A 15,368-nucleotide genomic window follows, 5' to 3' on the forward strand; every position below is an offset into this window, starting at 1 on the left:
TCTTAATATAGATGCATATTTTTATACTTTTTTAATCTCTTTAATACCATTACTGAGCTTTTTGATAAAATCCTCTGATGTAAAAAAAGTATCTATATATTATAAAATACAAACAGTAATTTTGGGTTATTTTACATTACCAGTTATAATTGCACTTCCATACTACCTAAGTATTTACAACATATCTTTTATAGACGCATATTTTGAGTCAATCTCAGGTTTTACTTCTACTGGATTTACAATTTTTGAAAATATAAAACATCTTGATGAAAGTATTATAATATGGAGATCATCTTCACAATGGATTGGTGGGTTATATTTTCTTTTTTCCATACTTTTGTTAATTGATATATTTGATGATAATTTAAAAAAAACTATTACAAATTTTTTATCTTTTAACTCATCTGAAATTTTTAAACAATTTTCTAAAATACTTATATTCTATATTTTACTGACTTTAATTATTTTTTTTATATATAATATTTTTGAATTTAGGTCCTTCATTTCACTAAATCTTGCATTATCAGTAATTTCTTCAGGCGGTTTTTTACCAACTAATAATCTCTCTTCAATTCTAAATAATGAACTAAAAATTAATTTATTTTCTTTAACTTTGTTAATATCTTTTTTTGGATTGTTTTTTTTGTATAATGTTTTTTTAATAAAAAATAAGGGCTTAAAATCGATACAAGAAGATCTTTACCTGTTATTTTATTTATTATTTGTTTACTCAATTTTCTTTATTTTTTCAGATAAAAATATTGACTTTAATTATCTTTTTTTAGCCATATCAAGTAGTGTTTCAAATGTAGGTATTTCTCTTGAAAAAACTCCACAAAAATTTGCATTTATATTTTTGTTATTAATAATAGTTGGAGGATCCTTTTTTTCAACTAGCTCTGGATTAAGATTTGTTAAAATATATTCTCTTATAAAATTTTCCATTAACGAGCTTATTTCTCATTCAAAACCTAAAAATATATTTCTAAATAAATTAGCTTTTAGTGATAAAAATATGAATTTAGATGACTTTTATAAATACTTTTTAACAATTATAATTTTTATAATCTCGCTTATTATTCTTTCTAGCATACTTTCAATTATGGGCCTTTCTATTGACGAGGCATTTAAATTATCAATTTTAACCCTCATGAATACAGTCAATTCTACTATGACAGGCTTGCCAAATTTTAATTTTCAAGAAATAAACCATATTTCAAAATATAGTCTTATTTTATTTATGATTATCGGCAGGGTTGAATTAATTACAATACTAATTCTTTGCAAAAAATTCTTCTTTAAAAACTAATTTAATAATATAAGTAAACATATAAAAATGCGCCCTTAGCTCAGCTGGATAGAGCAACGGTTTTCTAAACCGTGGGTCGGAGGTTCGAATCCTTCAGGGCGCGCCATATTGAGCCATATTCATCAAAAATATTATAAAATTTGAGATTTTAATCTAAGTTTTTTATTGATGAGATTTCTAGATCGTGCTTAAATATTACTTATTCAAAAGTAATTTTGAATTATTTGTTAACAAATAAACTTAAAACAAAAGGAAGAATATGTTTAAAGTAATAAAAAAATTGACTTCTTTCGTAGCAATGGTTGCAGTGCTTTTTGCATTTACAACAGAAGCTATGGCAAAGAAATCAAAAACACTTAAAAACACACAGAAGAAAGGTTTTGTTAGATGTGGTGTTTCTCAAGGTCTTCCAGGATTTTCAAATGCTGATGCATCTGGAAACTGGACTGGTATTGACGTTGATGTATGTAGAGCGGTAGCTGCTGCAGTACTAGGTGATGCAAACAAAGTTAAGTTTACACCATTAAGTGCTAAAGAAAGATTTACAGCTTTAACATCTGGTGAGATTGATATCTTATCAAGAAATACTACTTGGACACTTTCTAGAGATGCTGACATTGGTCTTACTTTCGTAGGTGTAAACTTTTACGATGGTCAAGGTTTCATGGTTAGAAAAAGCTCAGGAATAACTTCTACGAGCCAATTCAAAAACGGTATCTCAGCTTGTACAAACATTGGTACAACAACAGAGCTTAATATGAGAGACTTCTTTAATTCAAGAGGAATTTCTTACGAGCCAGTAGCTTTTGAAAAAGCTGACGAGGTTGTTGCAGCTTATGATGCAGGAAGATGTGATACTTATACAACTGATAAATCAGGTTTAGCAGCTCAAAGAACTAAGATGAAAAACCCAGATGAACACATTGTATTACCAGAAACTATTTCTAAAGAACCTTTAGGACCAGTTGTAAGACAAGGTGATTCTGTTTGGGAAGACATTGTAAGATGGTCTTTGAACACTATGATAGAAGCAGAGGAGTATGGAATTACTTCTGCAAATGCTGATTCTATGAAAACTTCTGATAACCCAGCAATTAAGAGACTTGTTGGCGCAGAAGGTGAAATGGGTGCTGCATTTGGCTTAGATAATGAGTGGAACCTAAGAATTATCAAGCAAGTTGGTAACTATGGTGAAAGCTATAAAAGAAATATAGCTGATACTGGTATTTTACCTGACAGAGGTCCAAACCAATTATGGACTAAAGGCGGAATACTTTACGTACCACCATCAAGATAATCGTTATCTTATATGATTTAAAAAGGGCTAGATTTATCTAGCCCTTTTTTTTATATTCCCCAAAATGAATAATAAAATTAAACGTATTATACCTCAATTACTCACAATCCTTTTTGTTGTCTTTGTATTTGGTTTTTTCACATTTAATGCACAAGTTAACATGGATAATCGAGGCATTGATTTTGGCTTTGGTTTTTTGAAACAAGAAGCCTCATTTGATATGCAATTTACGCTGCTTGATTATGATGGGCAGGACTCTTATCTTTGGGCTTACGTTGTTGCTTTATTAAATACTTTATTAGTTTCATTTTTAGGAATAATTTTTTGTACAATTTTGGGTGTGATCATAGGTGTTGCAAGGCTATCTAGTAATTATCTAATAAGAAACTCTGCTGCATGGTATGTAGAATTTTTTAGAAATATACCTTTATTATTACAAATCTTTTTTTGGTATTACGCTGCTTTAAGAGCATTACCTTTACCAGAAGGTGCTGAACCTTGGTTTGGTGTCACTTATATGACAATAAAAGGATACTACATTCCTGCAATGATATGGCAAAATTTAAATATATTTATGTATTGTCTAATTGCTGCAGTCGTATCAATAGTATTCATAAGAATATATGCAAAAAAACTACAAGAAAAAGAGGGAAAACAATTACCTCTTATATATATAAGTTTAGCAATTTTAATTATTTTACCTGGCTTATCTTTTTTAGTTGGAGGAGTGACTTTAAATTTTGAAATACCTGTTTTAAAACAACTTGCAACAACATCTTATATTTATGAAGGTGGTGTTAGATTGCCACCAGAACTTATCGCTTTGGTCTTAGCTCTTTCATTATACACTTCAACATTTGTTGCTGAGTGTGTAAGAGCAGGAATTCAGGGTATAAGCAAAGGTCAAAAAGAAGCAGCGGCCTCAGTAGGATTAACACCTAATCAAATATTAAAACTAATTATAATGCCTCAAGCATTAAGAATTATAATTCCGCCAACAACCAATCAGTATTTAAATTTAACTAAAAATTCATCATTAGCAGCTGCAATCGCATATCCAGACTTAGTACTAGTATTTGCTGGAACTGCATTAATGCAAACAGGTAAAGCAATTGAAATTGTTGGAATTACAATGCTTACTTATCTTTCCATTAGTCTTGCAATAGCCGCACTAATGAACTGGTATAACAAAAAAATTGAGATTAAGGAAAAATAATGAGAAGTATTAGTTTCAATCAAATTCAAAGCAAAAATCCTCTTACAAATATGTATTTAGGATCTTTTCTATTAGCGATAAGTATTTTTGATGTATTAATATATGCATTCTTTAACACAAATATTTTATCTTTCTTACCTTCAAAACTTAGTACTTTTTTACCGTTAGTTTTAGGTTTTATTGGATTAGGCATTATTAGAATGGAATATAGCGGTATAGCTATATTAGATAAATTAAATAAAAACATAAATACAAATAATTTTAATGCATTACTCACTCTTTTAATAATTTTTGCATTCATTAAAGCTACACCACCATCTTTAAGTTGGATGATATTTGATGCAAACATATCTGGTGATACTAAAGAAGCTTGTACCGGGACTGGAGCATGCTGGACATACATTAAAGTATGGTTCAAAAGATTTATGTATGGAATGTATCCCAACGACCTTCATTGGAGAATTAATAGTGCCTTTATATTAGTTATTGCTCTAGGCTTTGTCGGGTATTTTTTCAAAGAAAACATGAAAAAATACTTAGCTCTATATTACGTTATAATTTATCCAATAATCGCTTTTTTAATTATTTATTATTTGATTTCAGGAGGTTCTTTCGGTTTAGTTTGGGTTGAAACTGGGGCTTGGGGAGGCTTATCACTAACATTTATAGTTTCTTTCTTCTGCTTAATTTTTTGTTTTCCTCTTGGAATGATCTTAGCTCTTGGTAGAAGATCCAATTTGCCAGCTGTTAGATATATCTCCGTTGGTTATATCGAATTTTGGAGAGGAGTTCCTTTAATTACAGTTCTATTTATGTCCTCAGTAATGTTCCCAATGTTTTTACCAGAAGATTTCTTTATGGATAAACTTGTTAGAGTAATTATCGCAATTACTTTATTCGAGGCTGCATATTGTGCTGAAGTTATTAGAGGTGGTTTACAAGCATTGCCAAGAGGCCAGTATGATGCAGCAAAATCCTTAGGAATGGGATATTGGAAAATGCATATTTTTGTAATATTACCACAAGCTTTAAAATTAGTTATTCCAGGAATAGCGAACACCTTTTTAGCTTTGGTAAAAGATACACCATTAATTTTCGTAGTTGGTTTAGCAGAAATTGCAGGTATGCTCGCACTCGCTAAAACAAATCCAAAATGGCTTGGATTTGCAATGGAGGGTTATATATTTGCTGCTATAATTTTCTGGATTATCTGTTATGCTATGAGTAAATATAGTTACAATTTAGAAAATAAATATAAAACTGAAAGATAATATGTCTGATCCAATCATAAAAATTGAAAATATGAACAAATGGTTTGGTGATTTTCAAGTTTTAAAAAATATTGATTTATCAGTTGAGAAAAATAAAAAAATTGTTGTATGCGGTCCATCAGGGTCTGGAAAATCTACTTTGATAAGATGCATTAATAGATTAGAGGAGCATCAAGAAGGAACAATTACTGTCGATGGAACTGAACTTTCAGAAAATACAAAAAATATTGAAGCAATAAGAGCAGAAGTTGGAATGGTTTTTCAGCAATTTAATTTATTTCCACACTTATCCATATTAGATAATTGCACACTTGCGCCTATTTGGGTTAAAAAAATGCCTAAAGCTAAAGCAGAAGAACTAGCACTAGAGCATTTAAATAGAGTACAAATTAGCGATCAGGCACAAAAGTTTCCTGGACAATTATCTGGAGGCCAACAACAACGTGCTGCAATTGCTAGAGCATTATGCATGGAGCCAAAAATAATGCTATTTGATGAACCTACATCAGCTTTGGATCCAGAAATGATAAAAGAAGTCTTAGATGCAATGGTAAACCTTGCAAAAGCTGGTATGACCATGATTGTAGTTACTCATGAAATGGGATTTGCTAAAGAAGTTGCAGATGAAGTAATTTTTATGGATGAAGGAATGATTGTTGAAAAAGCTGAGACCAAAGAATTTTTTGCAAATCCAAAAAACGATAGAACCAAATTATTTTTAAGTCAGATTTTATAACCTTTCTAAATTAGAAAAACCCATAATTTATAAATTTTGATCAGGGTTTTAGGCCCAGAGTCAATAGCAAAAAGAGCTAAAAAATAATTTTTTTTATACTTGCAATAAGTTTCAGGATAGAGTTCAATTAGCCTTTTTAAGAGGGGTCTTAATGGAAGATAATTTTAATAAACACTTAGGTAATAAACTTAAGCTAAGAAGATTGGCTTTAGGATTAACACAAACAAAAGTCGCAAAAGCAATAAACGTAACATTTCAACAAATTCAAAAATATGAAAAAGGTACTAACGGAGTAAGTTCTATAAGATTACTTCAGTTATCTAACTATCTAAAGGTGCCAATCAATTATTTTTTTGAGGATTTCTCAGAATACGCAATTAATTCTGAAAGAGTTAAAGAAAGTCATTTAACTGTGAACTATAACTTTTTAGTTAAGCTATATTCTGAGCTTACACCAGATCAAAAAATAAAGTTTGGTAAAAATTTACAAGTATCACAAGTCGGAATTTCAAAGACTGGTTAATTTTTGGCTCCTCGGGCAGGACTCGAACCTGCGACCAATTGATTAACAGTCAACTGCTCTACCAACTGAGCTACCGAGGAATGTAAAAATCAAAACTTACTTTTTTTTAGGACTAAAACAACTCTTTTTTTGGAGGTAACGCCCGGAATCGAACCGGGATACAAGGATTTGCAATCCTCTGCGTAACCATTCCGCCACGTTACCGTTTAAAAGGATAATAAATCAATTTAATACAAGTTTATATAATTGATTTTTACAATTAGTCTATAAATTTCCACTTAAAATTGATTATTGTTTATTCGAATGATTAATTTATAAACAAAAAAGGGATATGAGTTCAGATAAATATAATCATAATGAAGTAGAAAATCGTATTTATTCATATTGGGTGAAAAATGAGTTGTTTAAACCCAAAAAAAATAAGAAAAAATTTTCAATCGTAATACCACCACCAAATGTAACCGGCAGTTTGCATATGGGTCATGCTTTAAATAATTCAATTCAAGATCTTTTAACTAGATATCATCGAATGAATAGTTATGAAACTTTATGGCAACCCGGAACTGATCATGCAGGAATTGCCACTCAGGCATTAGTGGAAAAAAAATTAGAGAACGAAGGAATAGCAAAAAATGATCTAGGACGAGAAAATTTCATAAAGAAAGTTTGGGAATGGAAAAATCAATATGGTGACATTATCCTTAATCAGTTAAAAAAATTGGGTTGTTCATGTGATTGGTCAAGGAATGCCTTTACTATGGATGACAATCTATCCGACAGTGTTATTCGAGTTTTTGTAGAACTACATAAAAAAAAAATCATATATAAATCCAAAAAATTAGTAAATTGGGATACCGTTTTAAAAACTGCTATTTCTGATCTAGAGGTTGATCAAAGAGAGGTAAATTCAAAATTATATTATATTAAATATCCGATTGATGGCACAAATGAATTTATAACCATAGCAACAACAAGACCCGAAACTATGCTTGGAGATACTGCGGTAGCGGTAAATCCTAAAGATAAAAGGTTCAAAAAGTATAAAAATAAGGATGTAAATTTACCTTTAGTAGGGAGAAAAATAAAAATTATTTTCGATGATTATGCTGATCCAGAACAAGGAACTGGTGCTGTTAAAATAACACCCGCACATGATTTTAATGATTATGATGTTGGTCAAAGAAATAAACTTAAGATAATAAATATTTTTACCGATGATGGAAAAATTAATGAAAATTGTCCTGGAAAATATCAGGGTCTAGATAGATTTGAAGCAAGAAAAATTATTTTAGAGGATTTAAAAAATCTTAATTTATTTGTTAAAGAAGAAAATATAAAAAATAAAGTTCCATATGGTGATAGATCTAACTCTGTAATTGAACCTTACCTCACAGAACAATGGTTTGCTGATGCAAAAAAACTTTCGATAAAAGCAAAAAAAATTGTTAAATCAAAGAAAACAAATTTTTTTCCAGGAAATTGGTCAAAGACATATTTTCAATGGATGAACAATATTGAGCCTTGGTGTATTTCAAGACAGTTATGGTGGGGACACCAAATACCAGCATGGTATGGACCTGATAAAAAAATCTTTGTTGCACTTGATGAAAAAGAAGCAAAACAAAATGCTAAAAAATTTTACAAAAAAGAAGTTGAATTAGAACGAGATCCTGATGTTTTAGATACTTGGTTTTCATCTGGTTTATGGCCATTTGCAACATTAGGTTGGAATACAAAAGATCCTTATCTTAAAAAATTTTACCCAACATCTGTTCTAGTTACTGGTTTTGACATCATCTTTTTTTGGGTTGCTAGAATGATTATGTTTGGAATGGAATTTATTAAAAAAGAACCTTTTAAAGATATTTATGTACATGCACTAGTTAGGGATGAGAAGGGTCAAAAAATGTCAAAATCAAAAGGTAATGTAATTGATCCTTTGGACTTAATAGAAAAGTACAGTGCAGATGCATTAAGATTTACTCTTTTATCAATGGCATCACCAGGAAGAGACGTAAAGTTATCTGAGGATAGAGTAAAAGGTAACAGAAACTTTCTTAACAAATTATGGAATGTAAATAATTTTTTAATTCATAATAAATGTGACATCAAAAATACTAAAAAATCACCCAAAGCAAAGATTAATATTAATAAATGGATATATTCTGAGCTTGTACAAACAAAAATTGTTGTTGAAAACAATATTAAAGACTATCGGTTTGATGAAGCAGCCCGTAATGTATATCAGTTTGTATGGCACTCTTATTGTGATTGGTATTTAGAATTAAGCAAAACCATTCTAAGTTCAAATAATAAAAAAGATATTAAGGAAACTAAAGAAATCGCTAGTTATGTGTTTAAAGAAATTTTAGTTTTACTACACCCATTCATACCTTTTATTACTGAGGAGATATGGCTTAAAAATAAGTTAGATAACTCAAATAAAGATTATTTGATGTATTCGAATTGGGTCTCTGACAAGCCTAAAAAAGAAAAATTTGCTGATGTTGAGAATATGATAGATTTTATTACTGAGATCAGATCATTTAAGAATGAACTCAGTATTAGCCCAGGTTCTTATGTTGATATTTCACTAAGTGGTATTAACAAAAAAGATAAGTCCTTTTTTACAAATAATGAAACGGTAATTAAAAGGCTGGGAAGAATAACAAATTTTATTGATAAAGATAAAAATAAGCCATCGGCATCTTTAGTAATAAAAGGTAGTGTTTTTAAACTTTATTTTGAGGAAAACGTTGATTTAAATTTAATTAAAGAAAATCTTTTAAGCAAACAGTCAAAATATCAAGCTGAAATGGATAAAATTTCCTCAAGGTTAAACAATAAAGATTTTGTAAAGCGGGCACCAAAACATATTGTTGACCAAGAAAAAAGTAATTATAATAACTTAGGAAATGATATAAAAAAAATATCAGCTACAGTAAAGAATTTATAATGCCAAAATTTAATAAAAAAAAGTTACCAAGTAGACATACATCGTTAGGTCCTGATAAAGCACCTCAAAGATCCTTCTATTATGCAATGGATCTTACAGAAAAAGATGTAGCAAAACCGTTTGTGGGTGTAGTTTCAACCTGGAATGAGGCTGCTCCTTGTAATATTGCTCTTATGAGACAAGCTCAATCGGTTAAAAAAGGAGTTCATCAAGCAGGAGGAACACCAAGAGAGTTTTGTACCATTACAGTTACAGATGGAATAGCAATGGGCCATGAAGGCATGAAGTCATCTTTAATATCAAGAGATGTTATTGCAGATTCAACTGAATTAACAGTTAGAGGACACTGTTACGATGCATTAGTTGGTGTAGCTGGTTGTGATAAATCGTTACCAGGTTTAATGATGGCAATGGTTAGATTAAATGTTCCAAGTGTTTTTATTTATGGTGGATCAATTTTACCTGGAAGATTTAATGGAAAAGATGTGACTGTAGTAGATGTTTTTGAAGGTGTTGGAAAATATACATCTGGGAAAATGTCGGCAAACGCTTTGAGAAAATTAGAATTAAAAGCATGCCCAAGTGCGGGTGCATGTGGAGGACAGTTTACAGCAAATACCATGGCATGTGTGTCTGAAGCAATTGGTTTAGCTTTACCTTATTCAGCAGGAACTCCAGCACCTTATACACAAAGAGATTCTTATGCGTTAAAAAGTGGTAAAGCAGTTATGAATTTATTACAAAAAAGAATTAGACCAAGAGATATTGTAACAAAAAAAATCATTAGAAAATGCTGCAACGATTGTTGCTGCAACAGGAGGTTCTACAAACGCTGCATTACATTTACCAGCACTTGCAAATGAAGCTGGAATAAAATTTGATTTAATGGATGTTGCGAGAATTTTTAAGAAAACACCATACCTTGCAGATTTAAAACCAGGTGGAAAATATGTTGCAAAAGATATGTGGAAAGCTGGAGGTGTTCCTATGCTTTTAAAAACTTTGTTAGATGGTGGTTACATACATGGTGATTGTATGACGGTTACAGGAAAAACAATGAGACAAAATTTGAAAAATATTAAGTTTAATAAAAATCAAAAAGTAATGAGGACCTATAATCAACCGCTATCTCCAGATGGTGGTGTTGTTGGTTTAAAAGGAAACTTAGCGCCTGATGGAGCAATTGTTAAAATAGCAGGATTAAAAAAATTACAATTCACTGGTAAAGCTAGATGTTTTGATACCGAAGAAGCAGCTTACAAAGCAGTTAAAAATAAAAAATATAAAGACGGTGATATTATTATAATTAGATATGAAGGTCCAAAAGGTGGACCTGGAATGAGAGAAATGCTTCAAACAACAGGAGCAATTTACGGACAAGGTAAAGGTGAAAAAGTTGCGTTGATTACTGATGGAAGATTTTCAGGAGCAACACGTGGTTTTTGTATAGGCCATGTTGGACCAGAAGCATCTGTAGGTGGTCCAATAGCATTACTTAAAAATGGAGATATTATTGATTTAGATGCAAAGAAGGGGACAATAAACGTTCGATTGTCTAGAAAAGAATTAGCAAAGAGACGAAAAAAATGGAAACCAAAGAAAATCAATTTTGGTAATGGAACTCTTTGGAAGTATGCACAAACAGTTGGACCAGCTTATCTTGGGGCACCTACACATCCTGGTGCAAAAGAAGAGGTTAGAACTTACGCTGATATTTAATGAAAATTAGACCAGTTATTCTATGTGGTGGAGCAGGTACGAGACTGTGGCCTAAAAAGTCAAAACATCAAGCAAAGCAGTTTATTGATTTTGGCGGTTGGACATTAATTAATAAAACATTCGATAGAATTAAAAGTAATGTTTTTGATTATCCGATCATCAGCACTAATTCAAAATATATTAAGGATGTTAAAAAGGCTTTAAAAAAAAGTAGAATTAGTAAATATAAAATAGTTTTGGAACCAGCAAAAAAGAATACTGCCCCAGCAATTTTAGCATCAGCATTAATTAAAGAAATTCCAAATAATCAACCGCTGATGTATTTTACTGCTGATCATTTAATTGAAAAACCCAATAAGCTCGTTAGTGCAATAAATAAAAATAAATCTAATTTAGATGATAAAAATGTATTTATATTTGGGATTAAACCAACTAATCCGTCAAGTGAATATGGTTACTTCTTAAGTAAAAATATAAAAAATATTAATAAAGTAACTAGATTTATTGAGAAACCAAAACAAGCTAAAGCAAAAGAGGTTATTAAGCAAAAAGGATATTGGAATTCGGGTATGTTTTTTTTGAGAAAAGACTCAATTATTAATAATTTTAAGAAATATCAGCCTAATATTTTTCGAAACTGTAGCAAAGCTGTAACAAAAGCAAAATATAAAAATAATGTGTATTATTTAAATAAACAAGCATTTAGTAAAGCAACAGCCAAGTCTTTTGATTACGCGATACTAGAGAAAACTAAAAATATCAATGCAATCAAGCTTGATATTCCATGGTCAGATCTAGGCAGCTGGAAAGAAATTTGTAAAATGTATGGCAAAAACAAAAATAAGTACTTTAAAAAGAAAAATGTATTTTACCGACCTTGGGGCAGTTATGTTAACTTGTTTAATGGTAAAGAATTTTTAATCAAAGAGCTATATGTCAAACCTAAGGGCATATTAAGTCTTCAGAAACATCATCATAGAGCAGAGCATTGGGTGGTAACACATGGAATGCCAAAAATTACATTAAATAAGAATAAATTTGTAAAAAAACCTGGTGAGACTATTTATATTCCCCTAGGAGCAATACATAGAATTGAAAACCCTTATAAAAAACCTGTTAAAATTATTGAAGCTCAAATAGGCTCAATCTTAAAAGAAACAGATATTGTTAGATATCAGGATGTATATGGGAGAGTTAAAAATTAGTCTAAAAGCGACTCTACGTATTCCCAATTAATTAATTTTTCTACAAAGTTATTTAAGTACTCGGGTCTTCTATTCTTGTAATCAATATAATAGGGGATGGAACTTGATTAAGTGGGGGAGTAATTAACTCTCCCAAAAAATTTTAAAACCAATTATTAGGAATTATTACATAATGAATAGCAAGCACTATACCTACTGATACAGTCAATCCAAAAACCATTTTAAGAAAGTCTTTACCTATTAATGGAAAGACATAACCTAATTTATAGTCTTTATTCATAGTAGCTATCGCAAGCTCTCTTCCACATAATAAACCAACAAACACCCATGTTGTTGACATTGGAAGGTCATTAAGTTCTTTAAAGTAAAATAATACTGCAGCATATATAACGTTAATTATTGTTGCTGACCGAGCGTATCTAGTACCAGTCTTTTCTAAAACTACTGTCTGAATACGTCCTCCTTGAATATAAAAGATGTAAAATAACAATATCGTGAAATAAGCCATCACAACAATTAATAGCTCAATACTTAATTGTCTTGGCAAATACACAGCAATATTAGCTACATCATGTGATAACCAGACCCACCATAACCAGCCTGATGTTACCCACACAGAATTTCTCCAAAAAGAAATCCAAAAATCACCTTTTACTTCGTCGAATTTTTCGTTAATAAACCTAGAAACTACTATCCAACAAATATAAGCTACCATTGCAGCTAATCCGTAACCCACAACACTTTTCATGAGCATTTTCTCCAAAACTACTGTCGAAGCAAATGCTGAAAGCACTAAAAAAGTTGTTGATACCGGAATACCTACTCTTGTAAGAACTAAAAGTATTGCTGGTGCAACAGCATGATACCATTGAATTTCCTGATAAGGAATTCGATTTAGTCTTCCATAAGATATATCTCCATTGTAGCTATACCAACCCCATGCTAAAGCAAGTATCATTACAAAAGATGCTGCTGAAGCTAAAACATACCATTTAAACCATTTCTGTTTAGATGCTATGAAAGTTCCTAATGTTTGAATTGAGTCGTTTCCTATTACACTATATCCAGCAAGGCCAAAGCCAATTACTGTATAAATCAAAGTCATCTCCATATTTTTCTCCCTTTATATTATTGTTTTCGGTTCCATTGATTCATGACTTAAGTACTATTTAAACTATGAAATTTTTTTTACTACAGGGAAAATTTATTTATTTGGGAATCAATTAGAGAATTTATCTTAAGTAAACTATCTATAATAGATGTCTAGAAATTTTTTAAAATACAACCGAATAAATGCCAACTAAAAATAGTGGTATTTGTAAGCCAAAATTTGTCATTATAGCTTTGTCTTTCGCTAAAAATCCAGCAACTGTCCAACCAACTACCCCTAATCCATGAAAATAGATATTTAAAGGATAAATATTTAGGTTTGTTAATAGAATACCAACCAAAACTAAAAATGTGCTTATCCATTTAAGATATTTCTTAATAAACATACGTTTCCCTTTCAGCTTTTTTTATTTAGATTTTAGATAATAACTTATCTACACTTTTTACATAATCCAAAAAACTCAAGATTGTATTTATTATATTTCATACCATCTTTGTCTTTGAAATTAGCTAGATATTTAGAGAGGCTTGAACTGCTTATCTCTGTAATTTTTTCACACATTTCACATATAGAAAAAGCCGTTGCTCTTGATACCTGACAACTTGAATTTTGACAGGCTATAAAGGCATTTCTACTTTCAATTTTATGAATTTTTCCCATTTCAACTAATTTATCCAAAGCCCTATAAACTTGTAACGGTGCTTTTATTCCTTTTTTTTGTACATTAAAAAGTATTGAATAAGCTTTTAATGGTTCGGGGGATTTATCAATTAAATCAAAAATAATTTGCTGATTTTTTGTAAGATTATTTTCTTTATGCATTCTTCTCATTTTACCGATTCTCCATTAGTTTTTCAATTTAATCGATTGTTTAATATTTAGTAACGACAATACAAATAATAATAAAGATGCAGCTATTATAGATGGGCCTGATGCAGTATTAAATTCTAATGAGGAAAACAAACCTAAGCCTACGGATAATAATCCTCCAATAATAGAATAAAAAACCATTTTTTGTGGACTAGAGGATATGTTTCTAGCCATTGCAGCTGGTATAATCAGCATACCTGTAATTAACAACAGACCTACCATTTTTATTGATATAGCAATAATGGCTGCCATTAAAATTGTAAATATAGCCTTAGCCCTATCAGGATTTAAACCCTCGGCTTCTGCTAATTCATAATTTACTGTTGATGCAAATAAAGGTTTCCAAATTAATTTTAGAATTAATAAAATTAATGCACCTCCAATCCATATTATTAAAAGATCATTAATTGTAACTGCCAATATATCTCCAAATAATAATCCCATAATATCAAATCTAATAAATGATAAAAAACCTATAACAACAAGTCCTACTGCTAAAGATGAGTGAGCTAAGAGTCCGAGTAAGGCATCACCTGGTAGATTAGTTCTTTTTTGTAGCTGTATTAAAGTTAAAGCTATTAAAGATGAAATAATAAATACCGAGAAAGCTATATTAAACTCCATCGAATAGGCTAAAGTTACTCCAAGTAAAGCAGAGTGGGCTAGAGTATCTCCAAAATAAGATAATCTTCTCCAAACAACAAAACAACCAAGAGGTCCGGTAACTATCGCAACTCCAATACCTGCTATTAAAGCTCTTATAAAAAAATCATCTAACATTTAGTTTTTCTTTATTTCACCTTCACTTGTATGAACATGATCGTGTCTATGCTCGTATCTTGATAATATTTGAGAAGCTTGTTCACCAAATAAAGCTTTATACTCATTATTTTTTGCTACATCCATTGGAGTACCTGAGCAACATACATGACCGTTTAAACAAACAACATGATCTGTAGCGCTCATTACAGTATGTAAATCATGAGAAATTAATAAAATACCACAATTTAATTCGTCAGAAATTTTCTTTATTAGTTCATATAAAGCTATCTCACCCGTGAAATCCACACCTTGAACCGGTTCATCAAGAACTAATAGTTCAGGTTTTTTTTGAAATAGCTCTTGCAAGTAGAACTCTTTGAAACTCACCACCTG

General features: G+C 30.6%; 12 protein-coding genes, 3 tRNA genes and 3 pseudogenes. 10 read left to right on the top strand and 8 right to left on the bottom strand.

What is annotated here, in order from left to right; genetic code table 11:
• Positions 1-61: 61 nt before the first annotated feature.
• The 7 genes from AMN73_RS01730 to AMN73_RS01760 all read left to right on the top strand — a co-directional run bounded on the left by AMN73_RS01730 (position 62) and on the right by AMN73_RS01760 (position 6,352).
• The gene (locus AMN73_RS01730; protein WP_306452619.1) at positions 62-1,309 is read left to right on the top strand and encodes a TrkH family potassium uptake protein; all 1,248 of its coding nucleotides are present in this window, start codon (positions 62-64) and stop codon (positions 1,307-1,309) included.
• 29 nt (positions 1,310-1,338) lie between these two features.
• Positions 1,339-1,415, top strand: a tRNA-Arg gene (locus AMN73_RS01735).
• Positions 1,416-1,568: 153 nt separating this feature from the next.
• Positions 1,569-2,606, top strand: coding sequence for an amino acid ABC transporter substrate-binding protein (locus tag AMN73_RS01740; protein WP_075534576.1), 1,038 nt, complete (start codon positions 1,569-1,571; stop codon positions 2,604-2,606).
• A 64-nt stretch (positions 2,607-2,670) separates the two neighbouring features.
• Entirely contained in the window at positions 2,671-3,822 is a 1,152-nt protein-coding gene (locus tag AMN73_RS01745; RefSeq protein WP_075534577.1) for an amino acid ABC transporter permease, read from the top strand.
• Between the two features lie 50 nt (positions 3,823-3,872).
• On the top strand, positions 3,873-5,093 hold the full coding sequence (locus AMN73_RS01750) for an amino acid ABC transporter permease (protein ID WP_425304119.1): 1,221 nt from the start codon (positions 3,873-3,875) through the stop codon (positions 5,091-5,093).
• Position 5,094: 1 nt separating this feature from the next.
• Entirely contained in the window at positions 5,095-5,829 is a 735-nt protein-coding gene (locus tag AMN73_RS01755; protein WP_075534579.1) for an amino acid ABC transporter ATP-binding protein, read from the top strand.
• Positions 5,830-5,980: 151 nt separating this feature from the next.
• Entirely contained in the window at positions 5,981-6,352 is a 372-nt protein-coding gene (locus tag AMN73_RS01760) for a helix-turn-helix domain-containing protein (protein WP_075534580.1), read from the top strand.
• A gap of 4 nt (positions 6,353-6,356) precedes the next feature.
• Here the strand turns inward: AMN73_RS01760 and AMN73_RS01765 are convergent.
• Both AMN73_RS01765 and AMN73_RS01770 read right to left on the bottom strand, forming a co-directional pair.
• Positions 6,357-6,432: transfer RNA gene (locus AMN73_RS01765), tRNA-Asn, on the bottom strand.
• Between the two features lie 50 nt (positions 6,433-6,482).
• Positions 6,483-6,556, bottom strand: a tRNA-Cys gene (locus AMN73_RS01770).
• A gap of 127 nt (positions 6,557-6,683) precedes the next feature.
• Between AMN73_RS01770 and AMN73_RS01775 the strand changes: the two genes are divergently transcribed.
• From AMN73_RS01775 to AMN73_RS01785, 3 genes and pseudogenes are all read left to right on the top strand, one after another.
• Complete coding sequence (locus AMN73_RS01775; protein WP_075534581.1) at positions 6,684-9,308, top strand: valine--tRNA ligase; 2,625 nt, start codon at positions 6,684-6,686, stop codon at positions 9,306-9,308.
• Positions 9,308-11,027, top strand: a pseudogene (ilvD, locus tag AMN73_RS04590) (dihydroxy-acid dehydratase). The gene AMN73_RS01775 and the pseudogene ilvD overlap by 1 nt, the downstream one beginning before the upstream one ends.
• A complete protein-coding gene (locus tag AMN73_RS01785) occupies positions 11,027-12,232 on the top strand; it encodes a sugar phosphate nucleotidyltransferase (protein ID WP_075534582.1) in 1,206 nt (401 codons plus the stop codon). Before ilvD ends, AMN73_RS01785 begins: the two are co-directional and overlap by 1 nt.
• On the opposite strand, the pseudogene AMN73_RS01790 reads toward AMN73_RS01785, so the two are convergent.
• The 6 genes and pseudogenes from AMN73_RS01790 to AMN73_RS01815 form a co-directional block, all read right to left on the bottom strand.
• Positions 12,229-12,324: pseudogene (locus AMN73_RS01790) on the bottom strand (Fe-Mn family superoxide dismutase); the annotation flags it as partial. The gene AMN73_RS01785 and the pseudogene AMN73_RS01790 sit on opposite strands and share 4 nt — an antisense overlap.
• A gap of 50 nt (positions 12,325-12,374) precedes the next feature.
• Positions 12,375-13,343 carry a hypothetical protein gene (locus AMN73_RS01795; protein ID WP_075534583.1) on the bottom strand — a complete coding sequence of 323 codons (969 nt, stop codon included), beginning with the start codon at positions 13,341-13,343 and terminating at the stop codon, positions 12,375-12,377.
• A gap of 163 nt (positions 13,344-13,506) precedes the next feature.
• Entirely contained in the window at positions 13,507-13,728 is a 222-nt protein-coding gene (locus tag AMN73_RS01800; protein WP_075534584.1) for a DUF6552 family protein, read from the bottom strand.
• 44 nt (positions 13,729-13,772) lie between these two features.
• Positions 13,773-14,165: a Fur family transcriptional regulator gene (locus AMN73_RS01805; RefSeq protein ID WP_082254572.1), complete on the bottom strand. Its 393-nt coding sequence runs from the start codon at positions 14,163-14,165 to the stop codon at positions 13,773-13,775.
• Positions 14,166-14,189: 24 nt separating this feature from the next.
• Positions 14,190-14,993 (bottom strand): metal ABC transporter permease, encoded by an 804-nt coding sequence (locus tag AMN73_RS01810; RefSeq protein WP_075534586.1) that lies wholly within the window; start codon positions 14,991-14,993, stop codon positions 14,190-14,192.
• Positions 14,994-15,368 (bottom strand): annotated as a pseudogene (locus tag AMN73_RS01815) (zinc ABC transporter ATP-binding protein); the annotation flags it as partial.

This window comes from Candidatus Pelagibacter communis (assembly GCF_001179965.1).
Lineage (GTDB): Bacteria > Pseudomonadota > Alphaproteobacteria > Pelagibacterales > Pelagibacteraceae > Pelagibacter.

Coding starts and splice junctions, on each gene's coding strand:
- AMN73_RS01740 (WP_075534576.1), top strand. CDS start 1,569: ATGTTTAAAGTAATAAAAAAATTGACTTCTTTCGTAGCAATGGTTGCA.
- AMN73_RS01745 (WP_075534577.1), top strand. CDS start 2,671: ATGAATAATAAAATTAAACGTATTATACCTCAATTACTCACAATCCTT.
- AMN73_RS01750 (WP_425304119.1), top strand. CDS start 3,873: ATGTATTTAGGATCTTTTCTATTAGCGATAAGTATTTTTGATGTATTA.
- AMN73_RS01755 (WP_075534579.1), top strand. CDS start 5,095: ATGTCTGATCCAATCATAAAAATTGAAAATATGAACAAATGGTTTGGT.
- AMN73_RS01760 (WP_075534580.1), top strand. CDS start 5,981: ATGGAAGATAATTTTAATAAACACTTAGGTAATAAACTTAAGCTAAGA.
- AMN73_RS01775 (WP_075534581.1), top strand. CDS start 6,684: ATGAGTTCAGATAAATATAATCATAATGAAGTAGAAAATCGTATTTAT.
- AMN73_RS01785 (WP_075534582.1), top strand. CDS start 11,027: ATGAAAATTAGACCAGTTATTCTATGTGGTGGAGCAGGTACGAGACTG.
- AMN73_RS01795 (WP_075534583.1), bottom strand. CDS start 13,343: ATGGAGATGACTTTGATTTATACAGTAATTGGCTTTGGCCTTGCTGGA.
- AMN73_RS01800 (WP_075534584.1), bottom strand. CDS start 13,728: ATGTTTATTAAGAAATATCTTAAATGGATAAGCACATTTTTAGTTTTG.
- AMN73_RS01805 (WP_082254572.1), bottom strand. CDS start 14,165: ATGCATAAAGAAAATAATCTTACAAAAAATCAGCAAATTATTTTTGAT.
- AMN73_RS01810 (WP_075534586.1), bottom strand. CDS start 14,993: ATGTTAGATGATTTTTTTATAAGAGCTTTAATAGCAGGTATTGGAGTT.